Here is a 14441-nt window from a genome sequence, read left to right as displayed (position 1 = left end):
CCGCCCACCACCGCCACCCACCCCCGGTGGCCACGACGTGGCCGAACCGAGACGCCCGGTTAACGATTTCGGGACGCGGCCGGTGGTCTGCTAATGTTTCACCCGTCAACGCGACACCGGCAAGACCAAGCGCCGTTAGCTCAATTGGCAGAGCAGCGGACTCTTAATCCGCGGGTTCGGGGTTCAAGTCCCTGACGGCGCACCCGCAGTAGAACCCCAGTTCAGTCTCCTGAACTGGGGTTTTGAATTCCGGCAGCACGACAGCCCGACAGCGGCTCAGGCGCGGCCTACCACGGGTGGCAGACGCTCCCCTGGTGGCAGTGCGGGTGGATCACGGTAGCCGACGCCGGCGCCGCGGTCATGGCGCCGACCGCGAGTGCCGAAGCAAGCGCCGCGGCCGCCGCGAACTTGCGGTAACCCTTCTTCATCGGGATCTCCCTCCATTCGACGCCTCAGGCCCCGGAAATGGACGGCTGAGGCAGGGACAACCCAGGATCGAGGCACGCTGTCGGCGGCCGCAATGGGATAGCGGCACAAGCCTTGGCAGCGCACCTTTACGGTCATGTCAGGACCCTGCGTCACCCGGTCAATGGGGCGCATTCCGTATAGCACCGCTCGGCGGCCCCGCGGTTTCAGCCGGCAGTCCCGCGTCGGACCCGGGTCCCCGCGCCGGTCATCGCGGGCCGAATCTTCCGGCGGCGCGCGCCTTGCCGTCGCAATCGACCTCGGCCGCGACGTTCATGTCCGTGGAAATGCCGGTGCTGACGCTGGGGTCGACAGCGTAAATGATGGTGGCGGTGCCGCTCTTGCCGGACAAGTCGAACGTGTCCTCGTCCGGCCCCTTTCCACCCGCTGGAGGCGCTGGAATGTCTACGAAGACTTGCGGATATTTGGCAAAAGCCTGGGCTACTGATGAGTCGGCACCTGCCCCGATTCGGCCAGTGGGTGTGAAGTCGCTGAGTCTCCACCCGTCGCCGGTGTACGACATGGCCGCAAAGACCTGGCAGTTTCCTGACCAGTGCCCGTTCCATGAAGTGGTAACGACCACATATGACCCGCCAGGAAAATTAGCCTCGTTGCTGGCAGCGAGTTTCAGTTGTTCGTCTTTGGCCTCGCTGCCCGCGAGGACGCGAACTGTAAAGCTGCCGCTCACAGACGCCGGATTGCTGTCGGCGCAGGCTGTCGCGGAGAATCCGAGGCCGCAGAGAGTGCCCGTCAGAATGAGAAACCTACTAACGCGCCCTCGCAGCATATTGGGCTACCTCCGGGTCATTAGCAGATGTCGCATGACGAGCTCTCACCGTTAAACTCAATCCGCAGCCTCGCCACCCCCATTCCCGATGATCCGCGGCAACTCCCCCCGCGACGACACCCCGAGCCGGCGATACACCCGCCCCAAATGGGCCTCGACCGTTCGGGGGCTGAGGAACAGGCGCTGCGCTATCTCCCGTGACCGTAGGCCCGCGGCGGCGAGTTCGGCGATCTCGCGCTCGCGCTCGCTCAGCATGCCGAGGAGGGCGTCGGCGTCGGAGCGGGGCGGCTGCTTGGTGTCGGTGCGGCCGGTTTGCAGGGTTTGCAGTTCGGCGCGTGCTCGGGCTGTGTCCTCGCGGACCCAGAGGGCGCCGAGGGCGTCGGCGGCGGCTGAGGCGGCGTCCAGCCAGACCAGGGCGGCGTCGTGGCCTTGGGCCGCGTCGGCGGCGGCGGCGCCCATGGCCTGGGTCCAGGCCCGCTGGATCGGGGCTCCGGCGCGGTCGAAGCGGTCCGCGGCCCGCTCGAAGAGGTCGACGGCGAGGTCGGGGTGGCCGTCGGCGAGGTGGAGGGCGGCTCGGGCGCGGATGGCGCTGGCGGTCTGGCCGGTCAGGGACAGGCGCGCGGCGGCGGCTTCGGCTTCCTCGGTCCAGCGGCGGGCCGCCGGGAGGTCGCCGCAGCGCAGGGCCGCCAGCGCCATCACGCCCTTGAGTGAGGGTTCGAGGGCCGGTTGGGCCGCCGCGACGTCCTGTCCGTCGGCCCGTTCCAGCATCGTGCGCAGGGCGCCCTCGGGGTCGCCGCCGAGGAGTTGCACCTGCGAGGCCAGACCGAGTGCGCTCAGGGCCCACCAGCTGTGGTCCGATTCGACGTCGGCGATCGCGGACTCGGCCAGCGCCAGGATCTCCGGCAGGTCGCGCTGGCCCCGGGTCCAGATCGTCGCCGATGCCCGGATCGCCTTGGCCAGGCCGGCGCCTTCCTGGGAACCGATGGCGGTGGCCAGCTTCTCGGCCTGGACGGCCCACTGCGTGGCCGTCTCCAGGCGGCCGGTGAACAGCTCGACGGCGGCGAGACCGAGCAGTCCGTGCAGGACCACGTGCAGCTGAGCGCCGCCGCCGGCGACCTTCAGCCCGCGCTGCAGATGCCGCGCGGCGTCGTCGAATCGCTCAAGGTAGAGCTCGCCGGTGCCCAGGGTCACGAACATCTCAGGGGACTGACCTGCCTGGGGATCGGCCAGCGCGTCGACAGCGGCGGCGCACTGCTGCATGCCCCGCAAGGCGACGGCGACGTCCCCGACGTAAGCATCCTGACACACCTCCAGACAGCGGATCGCGATCTCCGTCGGGTGCACCGGCCGGGCAGAGGTGTCCACCGCGTTGCGGATCACCTCGCGGGCCTGGATGTGGTCCCCGCGCAGCGACTGGACCAGCGCGTACTCGTAGACCATCATCACGGCCTCGAGCGGGAGCGAACCGCCCTCCTCCCGGGCCGGCAGGAGGCTGAGCGCCGTGGCGGCGATGGCCTCGGCCTCGGAGTACCGGCACAGCAGACGCTCGACGTCCGCCGCCGCCCCGTACGCCCGCAGCGCTATCTGCCACGGCAGCTCCGACACGTGGCCCAGCACCTCGTGAACCAGGGTCCTGGCTTCGTCCAGCCGCCCCACGGCGATCAGCGCCCGGGCCCGCAGGATCTCCACCTCGGCGCGCGCGTGGCCGCCATGGGGGATGTAGTCCAGAGCCAGCCCCGACCAGTGCGCCGCGGCGGCCGGGTCCCGGGCCACCACCTCGGCGGCGGCCCGGGCCAGGATCGGCGCGGCGGTGCCGGAGTCGGTGCCCAGCAGGTGCTCCGCGTGCCGCGCCAACACCGCCGCGGCGGTCTGCCGGCCGGCGAGCAGATCCAGCGCGCGCCGATGCCCCACCGACTGCTCGGACAGGCTGGCGTGTTCGTGGACGACGTGCCCCAGTACCGGATCTCGGAACGCGAACTCGCTGTGCCCGCGCTGCCGCACCAGATCGGCCTGCGACAGCTCGCCGAGCGCGGCCAGGACCCGGTCGGCCGGCAGATCGCAGACTTCGGTGACGTCCTCGGGCCGGAACGGGTCGCCCAGGATGGCCGCAGCGCGCAGGACCGCGCCGGCATCGGCCGAGAGGAGGTCGAGTTCGGAGGTCAGCGCCGCCGCCTCGCGCACCAGGCCGCCCGGGTCGCCACCGGCCCGGAACGGCCACAGCACCGGGTCCCAGCCGGCCGCCAGCAGGATCCTGAGATTGCGGGGGCTGCCGCCCGCCGCGTCGCCCAGCCTGCGGTCGTGTGTCTCGTCCTGCTCCGCCGCGCCGTACGCGGCCGGGGCACCGGACCAGCGGCCGACCAGCTCGCACATCGCGTCCGGGGTCAGCGGCGGCACGACGATCCGGGTCACGGTGCCGATGCGGACGCCGTCGTCCAACGCGTCCAGCAACGCCGGGTTCGTCTGCCGGGGACGGTGCGACAGGGCCAGCAGGAACGGTCCCGGCACCGGGTTGCGGACCAGCCGCACGGCGATCTCGACCGACCTGGGATCGCACCACTGCACGTCGTCGAGTAACACCGCGCCGCCGGCCCCGTCGGCCCAAGTGGTCGCCAGGGCCCGGGCGGACTGCGGGTCCAACGCACCCGTGCCGCCTAGTCTGGCCAAGTCCGGGTGTTCCTCCCAGGCACTGCGGAGAATCTGGCCGGGAACGGCATCGGCGCGGACCGCATCACCGCGGATCGCGTGGCCCCGGGCCAGCCGGGCCCCGGATCCGGCGACCATCCCGGCGAGGACGGCCAGCAAGCTGGTCTTCCCCAGGCCGGGATCGCCGACGATCTCCAGGATGGCCCCGCGCCCCGAGCGCAGCAGGCTGACTACCTGCTCCAGACGCGCGACTTCCGCGTCCCGTTCCACCAGAGGCCCGTCGAAGCGCGAGGGACTGATGAGTGGCATCGACACAAAGTATGACTCTCCAATTCCGAGAGCCGGTATTCCAGTCCAACAGCAGATTGAGGGGACGCAACGGGCAAGTGCTGTACGAACCCGGCACAAGCCCGGCAAACGCCCCCGCGCGAACCGGCCCCCGCGATATCGATCTTGCGTGGATCTTACGCCGATCAGACGGCGACCGGCGATGCTCGAAGCCACGCGGGCATCGGGACTCCGCTGGCACCAGTACCGCACCGTCCTGAATGACAGGTCGGCACGGCGGCCCGACGGTCGCAGTGCCCGTACTCGCACGGGGAGTTGGCTATGCAGTTCAGGCTTCTTGGTCCACTAGAGGTCACCGACGCCACCGGCCGCTGGCAACCGGTCACCGGTCCACGCCAGCGGGTGCTGCTGGCCACGCTGCTTCTGAACCCCAACCGCCCGATCTCGGTGGACGAACTCGCCGAGACGGTCTGGGACGGGGTGCCGCCGAAGGGCTACGCGCAGACCTTGCGCAGCCACGTGATGCGGCCGCGTCGCAGCCTCCAGACATCGGACCCGTTGCGGCTCCAGGCCCGCGCTCCCGGCTACGCGCTGGAGGTCGCAGACCACGAACTCGACGTGCACCGCTTCGAGGCCCTGTGCCGGGACGCGGCCGAGCAACGGCGCGCCGGGGTCTGGATGGCGGTGGCCGACACGGCGGAACGGGCTTTGAGTCTGTGGCGTGCGCAGCCGCTTCTGGACGTGCCGTCCCAACTGCTCTCCAGGACCGTGGTGCCGCGCTTGGAGCAGTTGCGGCTCCAGGTGCTGGAGTCCCGGCTCGACGCGGAACTCCGGCTGGGCCGCCACCACGCGGTGGTGCCACAGCTCCAGAGCCTCGTGGCGGTTCACCCGTTGCACGAACGGTTCCACGCCCAGCTGATGCTGTCCCTGTCCCACACGGGCCGCCGCGTCGAGGCACTGGCCGTCTACCGATCGGCGCGCCGGCTGCTCATCGACGAGCTCGGCGTCGAGCCGGGGCCGGAGCTGGCGCGGGTGCACCAGTCCATCCTGTCCGGCGACGACCTGGTCTTCGAGCGCGCGGCCTGACCGGCTGCCACGGCCGTCGCGCTGACCGGCTGCCACAGCCATCGCACGAAGGTGCCACGCCGGTCGGCCATGGTCTTCGTCAAAGACGACTGCGGCATCGCGATGGCGGTCACCGCAGACCTCACAGGCAGCGCACTTCGAGAAGGGAACAGGCCATGACGAACCTTTCACTCCGGCGCCGCGTCGCCGCCACCGTCGTCGGCATCCTCGCCGTCGGAGGCACCACGCTGATGGTCAGCGAGCCGGCCCACGCCGCGATGTCGACCGCGTGCCAGTACACCCCGAACCAGCCGCAGCTGTACGTCGGCAGCCAGGGCACCGCGGTGAAGCAGGCGCAGTGCGAGCTCAACTTCGCCTACGCGTTGGGCCACTCCACCAACTACGGCAACGGCTCCTACAACGGGGTGAGCGTGGACGGCGACTTCGGCTCCAACACCGAGGCCGCGACCAAGAACTTCCAGATCCACTGCATGGGCGCCACGAACCCCGACGGGATCATCGGCCCGAACACCTGGAACGCGCTCAACTACTGGGTCCTGCAGCCGCACTACTGCTGAGCTCTGTGAACAGGTGGCGCCCCGTCCTCATCACCGGGGCGTCGCCAAGCCATGACCCACCACCGATCCCACACAGAAAGGAAGTGCCCATGTCGCTCAAGAAGCGCTCCGCGATCCTCGCCGCGGCCGGCGCGGTGGCACTGATCGCCGTGGCGCCCGGCGCCGCGAACGCCGCGCCGCAGCACGCCGCGACGACCACCGCCGCGGTCTCCTCGGCCGCCCTCACGCCGAACTCCTCGATCAACGGCAGCATCTCGGCCTCCGAGATCCTGTCCCGCGCCGCGTCGTGGAACGGCACGCCGTACAGCACCACCACCTACAAAGACGGCCCCGGCAACGACGTCGCCTACCGCACCGACTGCTCCGGCTACGTCTCCATGGCCTTCCACCTCTCCAGCAGCCTGACCACCGTCTCGCTGCCCTCGGTGGTCCACTCGATCAGCAAGGCCGACCTGCAGCCGGGTGACATCCTCGGCGTGCTCGGGCCGAACACCGGCGGCAACGCCGGCCACGTGCTGATCTTCGACGGCTGGGCGGACAGCGCGCACGACTCCTACAACGCCTGGGAGAACTCCGGCGACCAGGGCGTGCACCACGGCACCATCCCCTACCCGTACTGGCCCAACACCAGCGGTCCGGCGGCGTCGCTGTACCAGCCGTACCGCTACAACAACGAGACCGGCAGCACCGGCGGCGGCATCCCGCCGTGGCCGAACCTCGTGGAGGGCAACTCCGGCACCGACGTGGAAGCCGCGCAGTACCTGCTCGACGACCACGGCGCGTCGATCGCCACCGACGGCCAGTTCGGTGCGAACACCGTGGCCGCGGTCAAGTCCTACCAGTCCTCGCACGGCCTCGGCGTGGACGGCCAGATCGGCCCGCAGACCTGGGGCTCGCTGATGGTCCAGATCCAGTCCGGCTCCACCGGCGACGCGGTCAAGGCCGCGCAGCTCGAACTGAACAAGTACGGCTACGGCGTGGCGGTCGACGGCTCCTTCGGCCCCGGCACCAACAGCGCCGCCGTCGCGTTCCAATCAGCGCACGGACTGCAGAACAACGGGCAGATCGGTCCGCAGACCTGGGAGACCCTGGTCGGCGACTGAGCAGCTGCCGGCTCCACTTCCAGTCGGCGACCGCGGCCTGGCCGCGGTCGCCGTTTCTTCTTGCCCCTCAGCTATCTGATACCGATACGCGCCCTAATCAGCGCACTAATCAGTGTGCTGTGGTCGCTGTGCCCGCACGATGAGACCGGCCGTGTCCGCGGCGATCGCCTCGACCTCTTGGGTGCCGAGCGGCTCGACGCCGCGCAGCGAACGGACCTGGGCCTCGACGGAGGCGAGCCAGACGAACTGCCGCGCGACCGTCTCCGGGTCCGGGACACTCAGGGTATTGCGACGGTCGCAGGCGGCGAGGTACGCGGCGATCGTTGTGAGCAGCTTCTGCCCCCGCTCGTCGTCGCGCCAGGAGCGCTGGAGCTCGGGGTGGTGCGTGAGTTCGGCGATGGTGAGCCGGTGCAGCGCCGCCACCCGCGGGCTGCTGACGCCGCGCACGATCCAGGTGGCGGCCGCCGTCAGGTCGGCGAGGGGGTCGCCGGTATCGGCGATCAGGTCGGCGGGGTCGAACGGGCTCGCGGCGTGGACGTGCTCGACCACGGCCAGGAAGAGCTGCTGCTTGTCGCCGAAGTGCCCGTAGACCGTCTGCTTGCCGACGCCGGCCTCCTGGGCGATGGCGTCCACGCTGGCCCGCGCGTAGCCCTCGCGCAGGAAGACCGCGGTCGCGGCGTCGAGGATCGCGGCGTGCTTGGCCGCTGAGCGCCGGTCCCGCCCCGGTTGGCGGGGTGCGGCGGCGGAAGCGGGCTCGGAGGCGGCGGCGGAATCCGGGCCGTCAGCGGGCTCGGAGCCGGAAGCGGCGGGTGCGGCCATAGGTCCAACCTAGCACCTTGCTAGACGAGACCGTTCCGTCTAATCTCCGGATTGGAACTAGACCGTCTAGTCTCATTTGGATTCGGGAGCGCCGCCCATGACCTCGACCACCTCCCCCGGCCCGGACCGCGTCGACACTCCGGACCGCCTGGACCCGGCCCTGGTCAAGCTGGCCCTGGCGCTGATGCTCGGTGCCTTGGCCTCCGGACTGGACACGACGATCGTCAACGTCACGTTCGACCAGCTCATCCACCGCTTCCACGCCTCGGTCGGCACCACGCAGTGGGTCAGCACCGGCTACCTCCTGGCCCTGACGATGGTCATGCCGCTGACCGGTTGGGCGATCGGCCGGTTCGGCGCCCGCACCACGTGGCTGGCCTCGCTCGGCCTGTTCCTCGTCGGCTCGATGCTGTGCGGGATCGCGTGGTCGATGCCGGCACTGATCGCCTTCCGCGTCGTGCAAGGCCTCGGCGGCGGGATGCTGTTGCCGCTGATCCGGGTCATCCTCGGCCGCGCCGCCGGGCAGCAGCGGATGGGACGGGCGATGGTGTTCGTCGCGGTGCCGGGCAGCCTGTCCCCGGCCCTCGGGCCGATCCTCGGCGGGCTGGTCACCTACGGCCTGGGCTGGCGGTGGGCGTTCTATATCAATGCACCGATATGCCTGGCCGGTCTCGTCCTGGCCTGGCGGCTGTTGCCCCGCGACGAACGCGGCCGGGGAGCGGTCCGGCTCGACATACGCGGTCTGGCTCTGCTGTCCGGCGGGCTCGTCGCGATCGTCGCGGGTCTGTCCGAGGCCGGAAACCGGCACAGCTTCACAGCGACCGAGGTGTGGCTGCCGTCGGCCCTCGGCGTGGCCCTCATCGTCGGCTACACGGTCCACGCCCTCGCGACCCGGTACGAGCCGATCATCAACCCACGGCTGTTCCGAGCGCGGGCGTTCACCGCGTCCTCGATCCTTCAGTTCCTGCTCAACGCCACGCTTTTCGGATCGGTGTTCCTGGTCCCGCTGTACTACCAGCAAGTCCGGCACGCCAGCGTCATGCAGGCCGGACTGCTGCTGGCCCCGCTCGGCGCCGGTACCGCGCTGTCCATCGCCTACGTCGGCAAGCTCATCGACCGCACGCACGCCGAGCGCGCCATCACGCTCGTCGCGATGGTGTTGTCCGGCGTCGGTCTCGTGCCCTACGCGCTGCTCGGCAACGCCCCCGACCAAGCCGTGCTCGCGCTCGCGTTGTTCGTCGCCGGCCTCGGCCAAGGCGCCATCAAGCTCACCGCGTTCACGATCGGCTTCCGCGGCCTGTCCCCCGACGAGATCGCGCCGGCCAGCAGCGCCAACCGAGTGCTGCAACAGCTCGGCGGCGTTCTGGGAACCGTCGTCCTGGCGCTCATCTTCCAGAACGCGGCCACCGGCCACGCGCTGCCCTCAGCGTTCGGACACACCTTCGCGTGGGCCATCGGCCTCACCGCGCTTGCTGTCGTCCCGGCCCTCGCTCTGCCACCCAGGCCGCAGGACTAGCAGGGCCGGCAGGCAGGTAACGGCAGAGCGTTGTCTTCTGTCATCAGGCCGCGGATGCGAGGTCGGCATGAGTGAGTTCTGCGCGCGCCGAACCGGAGATCAGCGTCAGCCGCTCCAGCCGAACCCTGGTCTGGTCGTCCTCGGGGACGTAGGTGAGCAGGCGCGCCCCGGCCTGCGGTGCCAGCCACAGGCTGGTGTTCATCAGCTTGAGATAGCCGACATGCGGGTTGTCGATGTGCTTGGTGTTGTCGGAGACCGCGACCACTTCGTGCCGGTCCCACAGGTCGCGGAACTCCGGCAGCTCCATCAGCCGGTCGTGCAGGTTCCGCCACGCGGGCTCGGCCAGGTGCTCGGCCATGGCCGCGCGGAACTTGGCGACCATGACCCGGATCGAGTCCTCCAGGTCGCCGGTCGCGGCCCGCCACTGGTCGTTGGTGAAGGCCAGCCATATGCAGTTGCGGTCCTCGCGCGGCAGCCTGTCCATGTCGCACATGAGCCGGCTGAAGGCGCGGTTGTAGGCGAGGATGTCGTAGCGGCCGTTCTGCAGGCACGCCGGGAAGGGTTCGAGGCGGTCCAGCATCGCCTGGAACGCCGGGGTGACCGTCGGGCTGAGCTCTTCCGGCGACGGGTCCGCGGCCCCGCCGAGGGCGAACAGGTGCGTCCGCTCGCTCGGGTCCATCAGCAGCGCCCGCGCCAGCGCGTCCAGCACCTGGGCGGAGACCTGGATGTCGCGGGCCTGTTCCAGCCACGTGTACCAAGTCACGCCGACCACGGCCAGCTGCGCGACCTCCTCGCGGCGCAGTCCCGGGGTGCGTCGGCGACGGCCGTGGGGGAGTCCGACCTGCTCGGGAGTGATCCGTTCGCGGCGGCTGCGCAGGAAATCGGCGAGCTCGCGACGGCGGATGTCGGGGACTGCGGGGTGCTCCGTGCTGATCGTCACGGTACTAGTGTGCGCCTTGGCTTGTCCCGTTACCAGGTAGGAGTTCTACCAGGATAAAGACACTCTGGAACCAGGATACGGAGCGGCTGATGCTCGGTGTCATGAGTAGCACCACCAGAGCCTTCCGCACCTCACCAGCCGCAGCGCTACCTGCTGCCCCCGCTGCCCCCGACCGGGCCTCAGGACTGAGCCCGTTGGGCCTGTTCACGATCCTGCTCGGCGCGGCCCTGCCGCTGATCGACTTCTTCATCGTCAACGTCGCACTGACGACCATCGACAAGGACCTGCACGCCGGCCCGGCGTTGCTCGAACTGGTCGTGGCCGGCTACGGCCTGGCCTACGCGGTCCTGCTCGTCCTCGGCGGACGGCTGGGCGACACCTTCGGCCGCCGCCGGCTCTTCCTCACCGGACTGGTCGGCTTCGGCCTCACCTCGCTGGCCTGCGGCCTGGCCCCCAGCGCGTGGGTGCTGGTGGCCGCCCGGGTGGCGCAGGGCGCGGCGGCCGCGATGCTGATGCCGCAGGTGCTGGGGACGATCCACGCCACGACCGAGGGACACCGGCGGACTCGGGCGGTGGGCCTGTACGGCGCCACGCAGGGCCTGTCCATGGTGCTCGGCCAGATCCTCGGCGGCGTGCTCGTCGCGGCGAACCTGTGGCACACCGGGTGGCGCGCGATCTTCCTGGTGAACGTGCCGATCGCGGTCGTCGTGCTGCTGCTCGCGCCGCGCGCGGTGCCGGCCACGCGCTCCCCGCGGCCGGAGCCGATCGACATCCCCGGCACCGTCCTGCTCACCGCCACGCTCGCGGCGCTGTTGCTGCCGCTCACCGAGGGCCGGGCGGCGGGCTGGCCGGTGTGGACGTGGGTGTCGCTGGCCGCGACTCCGTTCCTGGCGTTCGCGTTCCAGCGGGTCGAGGCGCGCGCCGACCGGCTGGGCCGTACTCCGCTCGTCCCGCCGAGCCTGCTCCGCCTGCCGTCGCTGCGGCGCGGTCTGGCGCTGCTGCCGCCGTTCGGGATCGGGTTCGGCGGGCTGATGTTCGTGCTCGCGATCGTTCTGCAGCAAGGGCTTCGGATGACGTCCGTAGTCGCGGGACTGGCCTTGGTGCCGTTGGCAGTGGCCGTGTTCCTCGCCTCGTTCGCCGGTCCCTGGCTGGTCGCGCGGCGCGGTGCGGGGCGGGTCGTGATGCTCGGCGCGCTGCTGCAACTCGCCGGCGCCGTGGTGCTGTTCCTGACGTTCTGGGCCGGCTGGCCGCATCTGGACACCTGGGCGCTGGCGCCGTCGTTCGCGATCGTCGGGTTCGGGCAGGGGCTGGCGCTGCCGATGCTGTTCCGCGTCGTGTTGTCGGACGTGCCGCACGAGCACGCGGGGGTCGGGAGCGGCGTCATGACCACGACGCAGCAGTCCTCGCTAGCGCTCGGTGTGGCGACGATCGGGTCATTGTTCCTGGCCGTGCTGGGTTCGTGGGGCATGCGGGACGCGGTGCTGGCGGCGCTGCTGGCCTGGGTGGGCATGGTGGCGCTGACCGGGGCGCTGAGTCTGCGGCTGCCGCGCGGGATCTCCTGACACCCGGGATCTCTTAAGACGTCGACATCGTTTTGCAGTAATAGGGAGACACAATGACTATCGCGAACGGCTCCAAGATGAACCACGAAGTCCGGCGGTCGGACCACACGACGATCCGCTACACGGCCAGCGGCCCGGTCGGCGGCCCGACCCTCGCGCTCATCCACGGCTGGGCCTGCCACCGCGGCGACTTCGACGCGATCATCGACCACCTGCCGGCCGACTTCCGGGTCCTCGCGATCGACCTCGCCGAGCACGGCGAATCCCGCTCCACGCGCGACGTCTGGACCATGGAGGAGTTCGCACACGATGTGGCGGCCGTCCTGGAAGCCGAGTCGGTGGCCGGTTGTGTCGTCGCCGGGCACTCCCTGGGCGGCGCGGTCGCCGTGGAGGTCGGGCGGTTGCTTCCCGACATCGTCACTCACGTGATAGCCCTCGACGGTCTGCACTACCTGTCCCTGTTCCCCGCCCTGAGCAAGGAACAGACCGACGCGATGCTGCACCTCTTCCGCGAAGACTTCGCCGGGGGCGTACGCGGACTGGTCGAGGGAGGCTCCCCGGCCGGGACCGACCCGGCGCTGCGCGAGGCGTACTTCCAGAAGATGGTCGCGGTACGCCAGCCCGCGGGCCTGCACTCCATCGAAGGCCTCATCCGCTGGGACATGGACGCCGCGCTGCACGAGACGAAGCAGCCGATCACCGTGTTCGCGATCCGCGACCTGGCCTCGCCCGAAGCGCTGCACCGGTACGGCGACCGGTTCGACATCGTGCTCGTGGAGTTGGGGAGCCACCACTTCCCGGCCGAGGCGCCGGAGGAGACGGCGAAGCTTCTCGCCGCGGTGGTGTCGCCTTCGTCACCTCAGTGACGGCTGGGTGTACTGACCACGGACGTTGGTGACGGCCCCCGTCAGACCCCCGCGCTACGGTCGGGATCATGGCAGAGCGCATGGGCGGAGCCCCGGACCCGCAGACCACGTCGACGATCGCCGGTGACGACTGGTACGCGCGCCGGGTCACCGGCGAGACGTTCGAGCACGTCGCGTTCCTCGACGTCGACTTCACCGAGGTGGCGACCGAGGGCGCGACGTTCACCGAGTGCGTCTTCCGCGGCTGCCGGTTCAACGCCTCGGTGCACACCGGCTCGGCGTTCGTGAACTGCACCTTCCGGCGCACCTCGCTGTTCGACGCGACGTTCACCCGCGCCAAACTGACCGGGACGATGTTCGACCGCTGCACCTTCGGCGCGCTCAAGGTCGAGGGCGGCGACTGGTCGTTCACCGGCCTGCCCGGCGCCGATCTGCGCGGCTCGGTTTTCCGGGGCGTCCGGATGCGCGAGGCCGACCTGACCGGCGCCAAGTGTCAGGGGGCTCAGTTCCGCGACACGGACCTGTCCGGGGCTTCGGTGTACGGGTCCTCGTTCGAGACCGGCGACCTGCGCGGCAGCGACCTCTCGGCCTTCGACCCGACCGAGGTGAAGCTGCGCGACGCGGTCATCAGTTTCGATCAGGCCGTGGTGTTGGCGATGGCGCTGGGATTGGACGTGCGCGCCGAATAGCCGGCGCGGGACCCGGCGCTCGGCACTCGACACTCGACGTCCGGCACCCGGCACCCGGCACCCGGCACCCGGCACCGGTCAGCTCGCGGCGAGCAGTTCCAACGTGTCGACCACCCGGTGGGAGAAGCCCCACTCGTTGTCGTACCAGGCGACCACTTTGACGTGCCGCCCTTCGACCCGGGTGAGCGCCGAGTCGAAGACCGCCGAGGCGGGGTTGCCGACGATGTCGGAGGACACCAGCGGGTCCTCGGTGTACTCGAGGATGCCGGCGAGGAAGCCCTGCGCGGCGGTGCGGTAGGCGGTGAGGACGTCGTCGCGGGTCACGTCGCGGCTGACGGTGGTGTTGAGTTCGACCAGCGAGCCGACCGGGACCGGGACCCGGATCGAGTCGCCGGAGAGCTTGCCGTGCAGGTTGGGCAGGACCAGGCCGATCGCCTTGGCGGCGCCGGTGGTGGTGGGCGCGATGTTGACGGCGGCGGCGCGGGCCCGGCGGGGGTCGCGGTGCGGGCCGTCCTGCAGGTTCTGCTCCTGCGTGTAGGCGTGGATGGTGGTCATGAAGCCGTGCTCGATGCCGGCCAGGCCGTCGAGCACCGCGGCCAGCGGGGCCAGCGCGTTGGTGGTGCACGAGGCGTTCGAGACGATCGTGTGCGCGGCCGGGTCGTAGGCCTCGGTGTTGACGCCGTACGCGAGCGTGACGTCGGCGCCGTCGGACGGCGCGCTGACCAGCACCTTCCTCGCCCCGGCGGTCAGGTGCGCGCCGGCCGCCTTGGCCGCCGTGAACCGGCCGGTCGCCTCCAGCACGATGTCGACCCCGAGGTCCGCCCAGGGCAGCTGCCCCGGCTCCCGCTCGGCGAGCACCGTGATCCGGCGGTTGTCGACGACGAGCGTGTTGCCGTCGACGCTCACCGGACGGCCGAGGCGTCCGGCCGTGGTGTCATAGGCGAGCAGCCGGGCGAGGGCGGCCGGATCCGTGAGGTCGTTGACGGCGGCGACTTCCAGGTCGCTGCCTCGTTCCAGCAGGGCGCGCAGCACGTTGCGGCCGATGCGGCCGAATCCGTTGATGGCGATGCGGGTCATGGTGATCTCCGTTCGTCTGTCGTTTCACCACGAGTCTCGCGTC

13 protein-coding genes and 1 tRNA gene are annotated in these 14441 nt (G+C 70.5%); 8 read left to right on the top strand and 6 right to left on the bottom strand.

Annotation, left to right across the window (positions count from 1 at the left end; translation table 11 throughout):
- Positions 1-129: 129 nt before the first annotated feature.
- A tRNA-Lys gene (locus KGQ19_RS30220) sits at positions 130-202 on the top strand.
- 85 nt (positions 203-287) lie between these two features.
- Here KGQ19_RS30220 and KGQ19_RS30215 read toward each other — a convergent pair.
- From KGQ19_RS30215 to KGQ19_RS30205, 3 genes are all read right to left on the bottom strand, one after another.
- Complete coding sequence (locus KGQ19_RS30215; protein WP_212015255.1) at positions 288-428, bottom strand: hypothetical protein; 141 nt, start codon at positions 426-428, stop codon at positions 288-290.
- Positions 429-673: 245 nt separating this feature from the next.
- Positions 674-1153 (bottom strand): hypothetical protein, encoded by a 480-nt coding sequence (locus tag KGQ19_RS30210; protein ID WP_212015253.1) that lies wholly within the window; start codon positions 1151-1153, stop codon positions 674-676.
- Between the two features lie 156 nt (positions 1154-1309).
- The gene (locus tag KGQ19_RS30205) at positions 1310-4204 is read right to left on the bottom strand and encodes a helix-turn-helix transcriptional regulator (protein ID WP_212015251.1); all 2895 of its coding nucleotides are present in this window, start codon (positions 4202-4204) and stop codon (positions 1310-1312) included.
- Positions 4205-4504: 300 nt separating this feature from the next.
- On the opposite strand from KGQ19_RS30205, the gene KGQ19_RS30200 reads away from it, so the two are divergent.
- The 3 genes from KGQ19_RS30200 to KGQ19_RS30190 all read left to right on the top strand — a co-directional run bounded on the left by KGQ19_RS30200 (position 4505) and on the right by KGQ19_RS30190 (position 6929).
- The gene (locus KGQ19_RS30200) at positions 4505-5269 is read left to right on the top strand and encodes an AfsR/SARP family transcriptional regulator (RefSeq protein WP_212015249.1); all 765 of its coding nucleotides are present in this window, start codon (positions 4505-4507) and stop codon (positions 5267-5269) included.
- A gap of 155 nt (positions 5270-5424) precedes the next feature.
- Positions 5425-5826, top strand: a complete 402-nt coding sequence (locus KGQ19_RS30195) for a peptidoglycan-binding domain-containing protein (protein ID WP_212015247.1) — start codon at positions 5425-5427, stop codon at positions 5824-5826.
- Positions 5827-5915: 89 nt separating this feature from the next.
- Positions 5916-6929, top strand: a complete 1014-nt coding sequence (locus KGQ19_RS30190) for a C40 family peptidase (RefSeq protein WP_212015245.1) — start codon at positions 5916-5918, stop codon at positions 6927-6929.
- Between the two features lie 105 nt (positions 6930-7034).
- On the opposite strand, the gene KGQ19_RS30185 is transcribed toward KGQ19_RS30190, so the two are convergent.
- Complete coding sequence (locus KGQ19_RS30185) at positions 7035-7748, bottom strand: TetR/AcrR family transcriptional regulator (protein ID WP_212015243.1); 714 nt, start codon at positions 7746-7748, stop codon at positions 7035-7037.
- Positions 7749-7845: 97 nt separating this feature from the next.
- Between KGQ19_RS30185 and KGQ19_RS30180 the strand changes: the two genes are divergently transcribed.
- On the top strand, positions 7846-9264 hold the full coding sequence (locus KGQ19_RS30180; protein WP_212015234.1) for a DHA2 family efflux MFS transporter permease subunit: 1419 nt from the start codon (positions 7846-7848) through the stop codon (positions 9262-9264).
- Between the two features lie 43 nt (positions 9265-9307).
- Here KGQ19_RS30180 and KGQ19_RS30175 read toward each other — a convergent pair whose 3' ends face one another.
- A complete protein-coding gene (locus KGQ19_RS30175) occupies positions 9308-10204 on the bottom strand; it encodes a helix-turn-helix transcriptional regulator (RefSeq protein ID WP_212015232.1) in 897 nt (298 codons plus the stop codon).
- 101 nt (positions 10205-10305) lie between these two features.
- Between KGQ19_RS30175 and KGQ19_RS30170 the strand changes: the two genes are divergently transcribed.
- The 3 genes from KGQ19_RS30170 to KGQ19_RS30160 all read left to right on the top strand — a co-directional run bounded on the left by KGQ19_RS30170 (position 10306) and on the right by KGQ19_RS30160 (position 13321).
- Entirely contained in the window at positions 10306-11766 is a 1461-nt protein-coding gene (locus KGQ19_RS30170; RefSeq protein WP_212015230.1) for an MFS transporter, read from the top strand.
- Positions 11767-11819: 53 nt separating this feature from the next.
- On the top strand, positions 11820-12632 hold the full coding sequence (locus KGQ19_RS30165; RefSeq protein WP_212015228.1) for an alpha/beta fold hydrolase: 813 nt from the start codon (positions 11820-11822) through the stop codon (positions 12630-12632).
- A 68-nt stretch (positions 12633-12700) separates the two neighbouring features.
- A complete protein-coding gene (locus KGQ19_RS30160; RefSeq protein ID WP_212015226.1) occupies positions 12701-13321 on the top strand; it encodes a pentapeptide repeat-containing protein in 621 nt (206 codons plus the stop codon).
- 78 nt (positions 13322-13399) lie between these two features.
- On the opposite strand, the gene gap is transcribed toward KGQ19_RS30160, so the two are convergent.
- Positions 13400-14398, bottom strand: a complete 999-nt coding sequence (gap, locus tag KGQ19_RS30155; protein ID WP_212015224.1) for a type I glyceraldehyde-3-phosphate dehydrogenase — start codon at positions 14396-14398, stop codon at positions 13400-13402.
- Positions 14399-14441 lie beyond the last annotated feature (43 nt).

This window comes from Catenulispora pinistramenti (assembly GCF_018274385.1).
GTDB lineage: Bacteria > Actinomycetota > Actinomycetes > Streptomycetales > Catenulisporaceae > Catenulispora > Catenulispora pinistramenti.
This window is presented reverse-complemented; position numbering and strand designations above follow the sequence as displayed.

Bases quoted from the DNA above. Each gene is read 5' to 3' on its own strand.
- KGQ19_RS30215 (WP_212015255.1), bottom strand. From the start codon at position 428: ATGAAGAAGGGTTACCGCAAGTTCGCGGCGGCCGCGGCGCTTGCTTCG.
- KGQ19_RS30170 (WP_212015230.1), top strand. From the start codon at position 10,306: ATGAGTAGCACCACCAGAGCCTTCCGCACCTCACCAGCCGCAGCGCTA.
- KGQ19_RS30195 (WP_212015247.1), top strand. From the start codon at position 5,425: ATGACGAACCTTTCACTCCGGCGCCGCGTCGCCGCCACCGTCGTCGGC.
- KGQ19_RS30200 (WP_212015249.1), top strand. From the start codon at position 4,505: ATGCAGTTCAGGCTTCTTGGTCCACTAGAGGTCACCGACGCCACCGGC.
- gap (WP_212015224.1), bottom strand. From the start codon at position 14,398: ATGACCCGCATCGCCATCAACGGATTCGGCCGCATCGGCCGCAACGTG.
- KGQ19_RS30165 (WP_212015228.1), top strand. From the start codon at position 11,820: ATGACTATCGCGAACGGCTCCAAGATGAACCACGAAGTCCGGCGGTCG.
- KGQ19_RS30205 (WP_212015251.1), bottom strand. From the start codon at position 4,204: ATGCCACTCATCAGTCCCTCGCGCTTCGACGGGCCTCTGGTGGAACGG.
- KGQ19_RS30190 (WP_212015245.1), top strand. From the start codon at position 5,916: ATGTCGCTCAAGAAGCGCTCCGCGATCCTCGCCGCGGCCGGCGCGGTG.
- KGQ19_RS30160 (WP_212015226.1), top strand. From the start codon at position 12,701: ATGGCAGAGCGCATGGGCGGAGCCCCGGACCCGCAGACCACGTCGACG.
- KGQ19_RS30185 (WP_212015243.1), bottom strand. From the start codon at position 7,748: ATGGCCGCACCCGCCGCTTCCGGCTCCGAGCCCGCTGACGGCCCGGAT.
- KGQ19_RS30180 (WP_212015234.1), top strand. From the start codon at position 7,846: ATGACCTCGACCACCTCCCCCGGCCCGGACCGCGTCGACACTCCGGAC.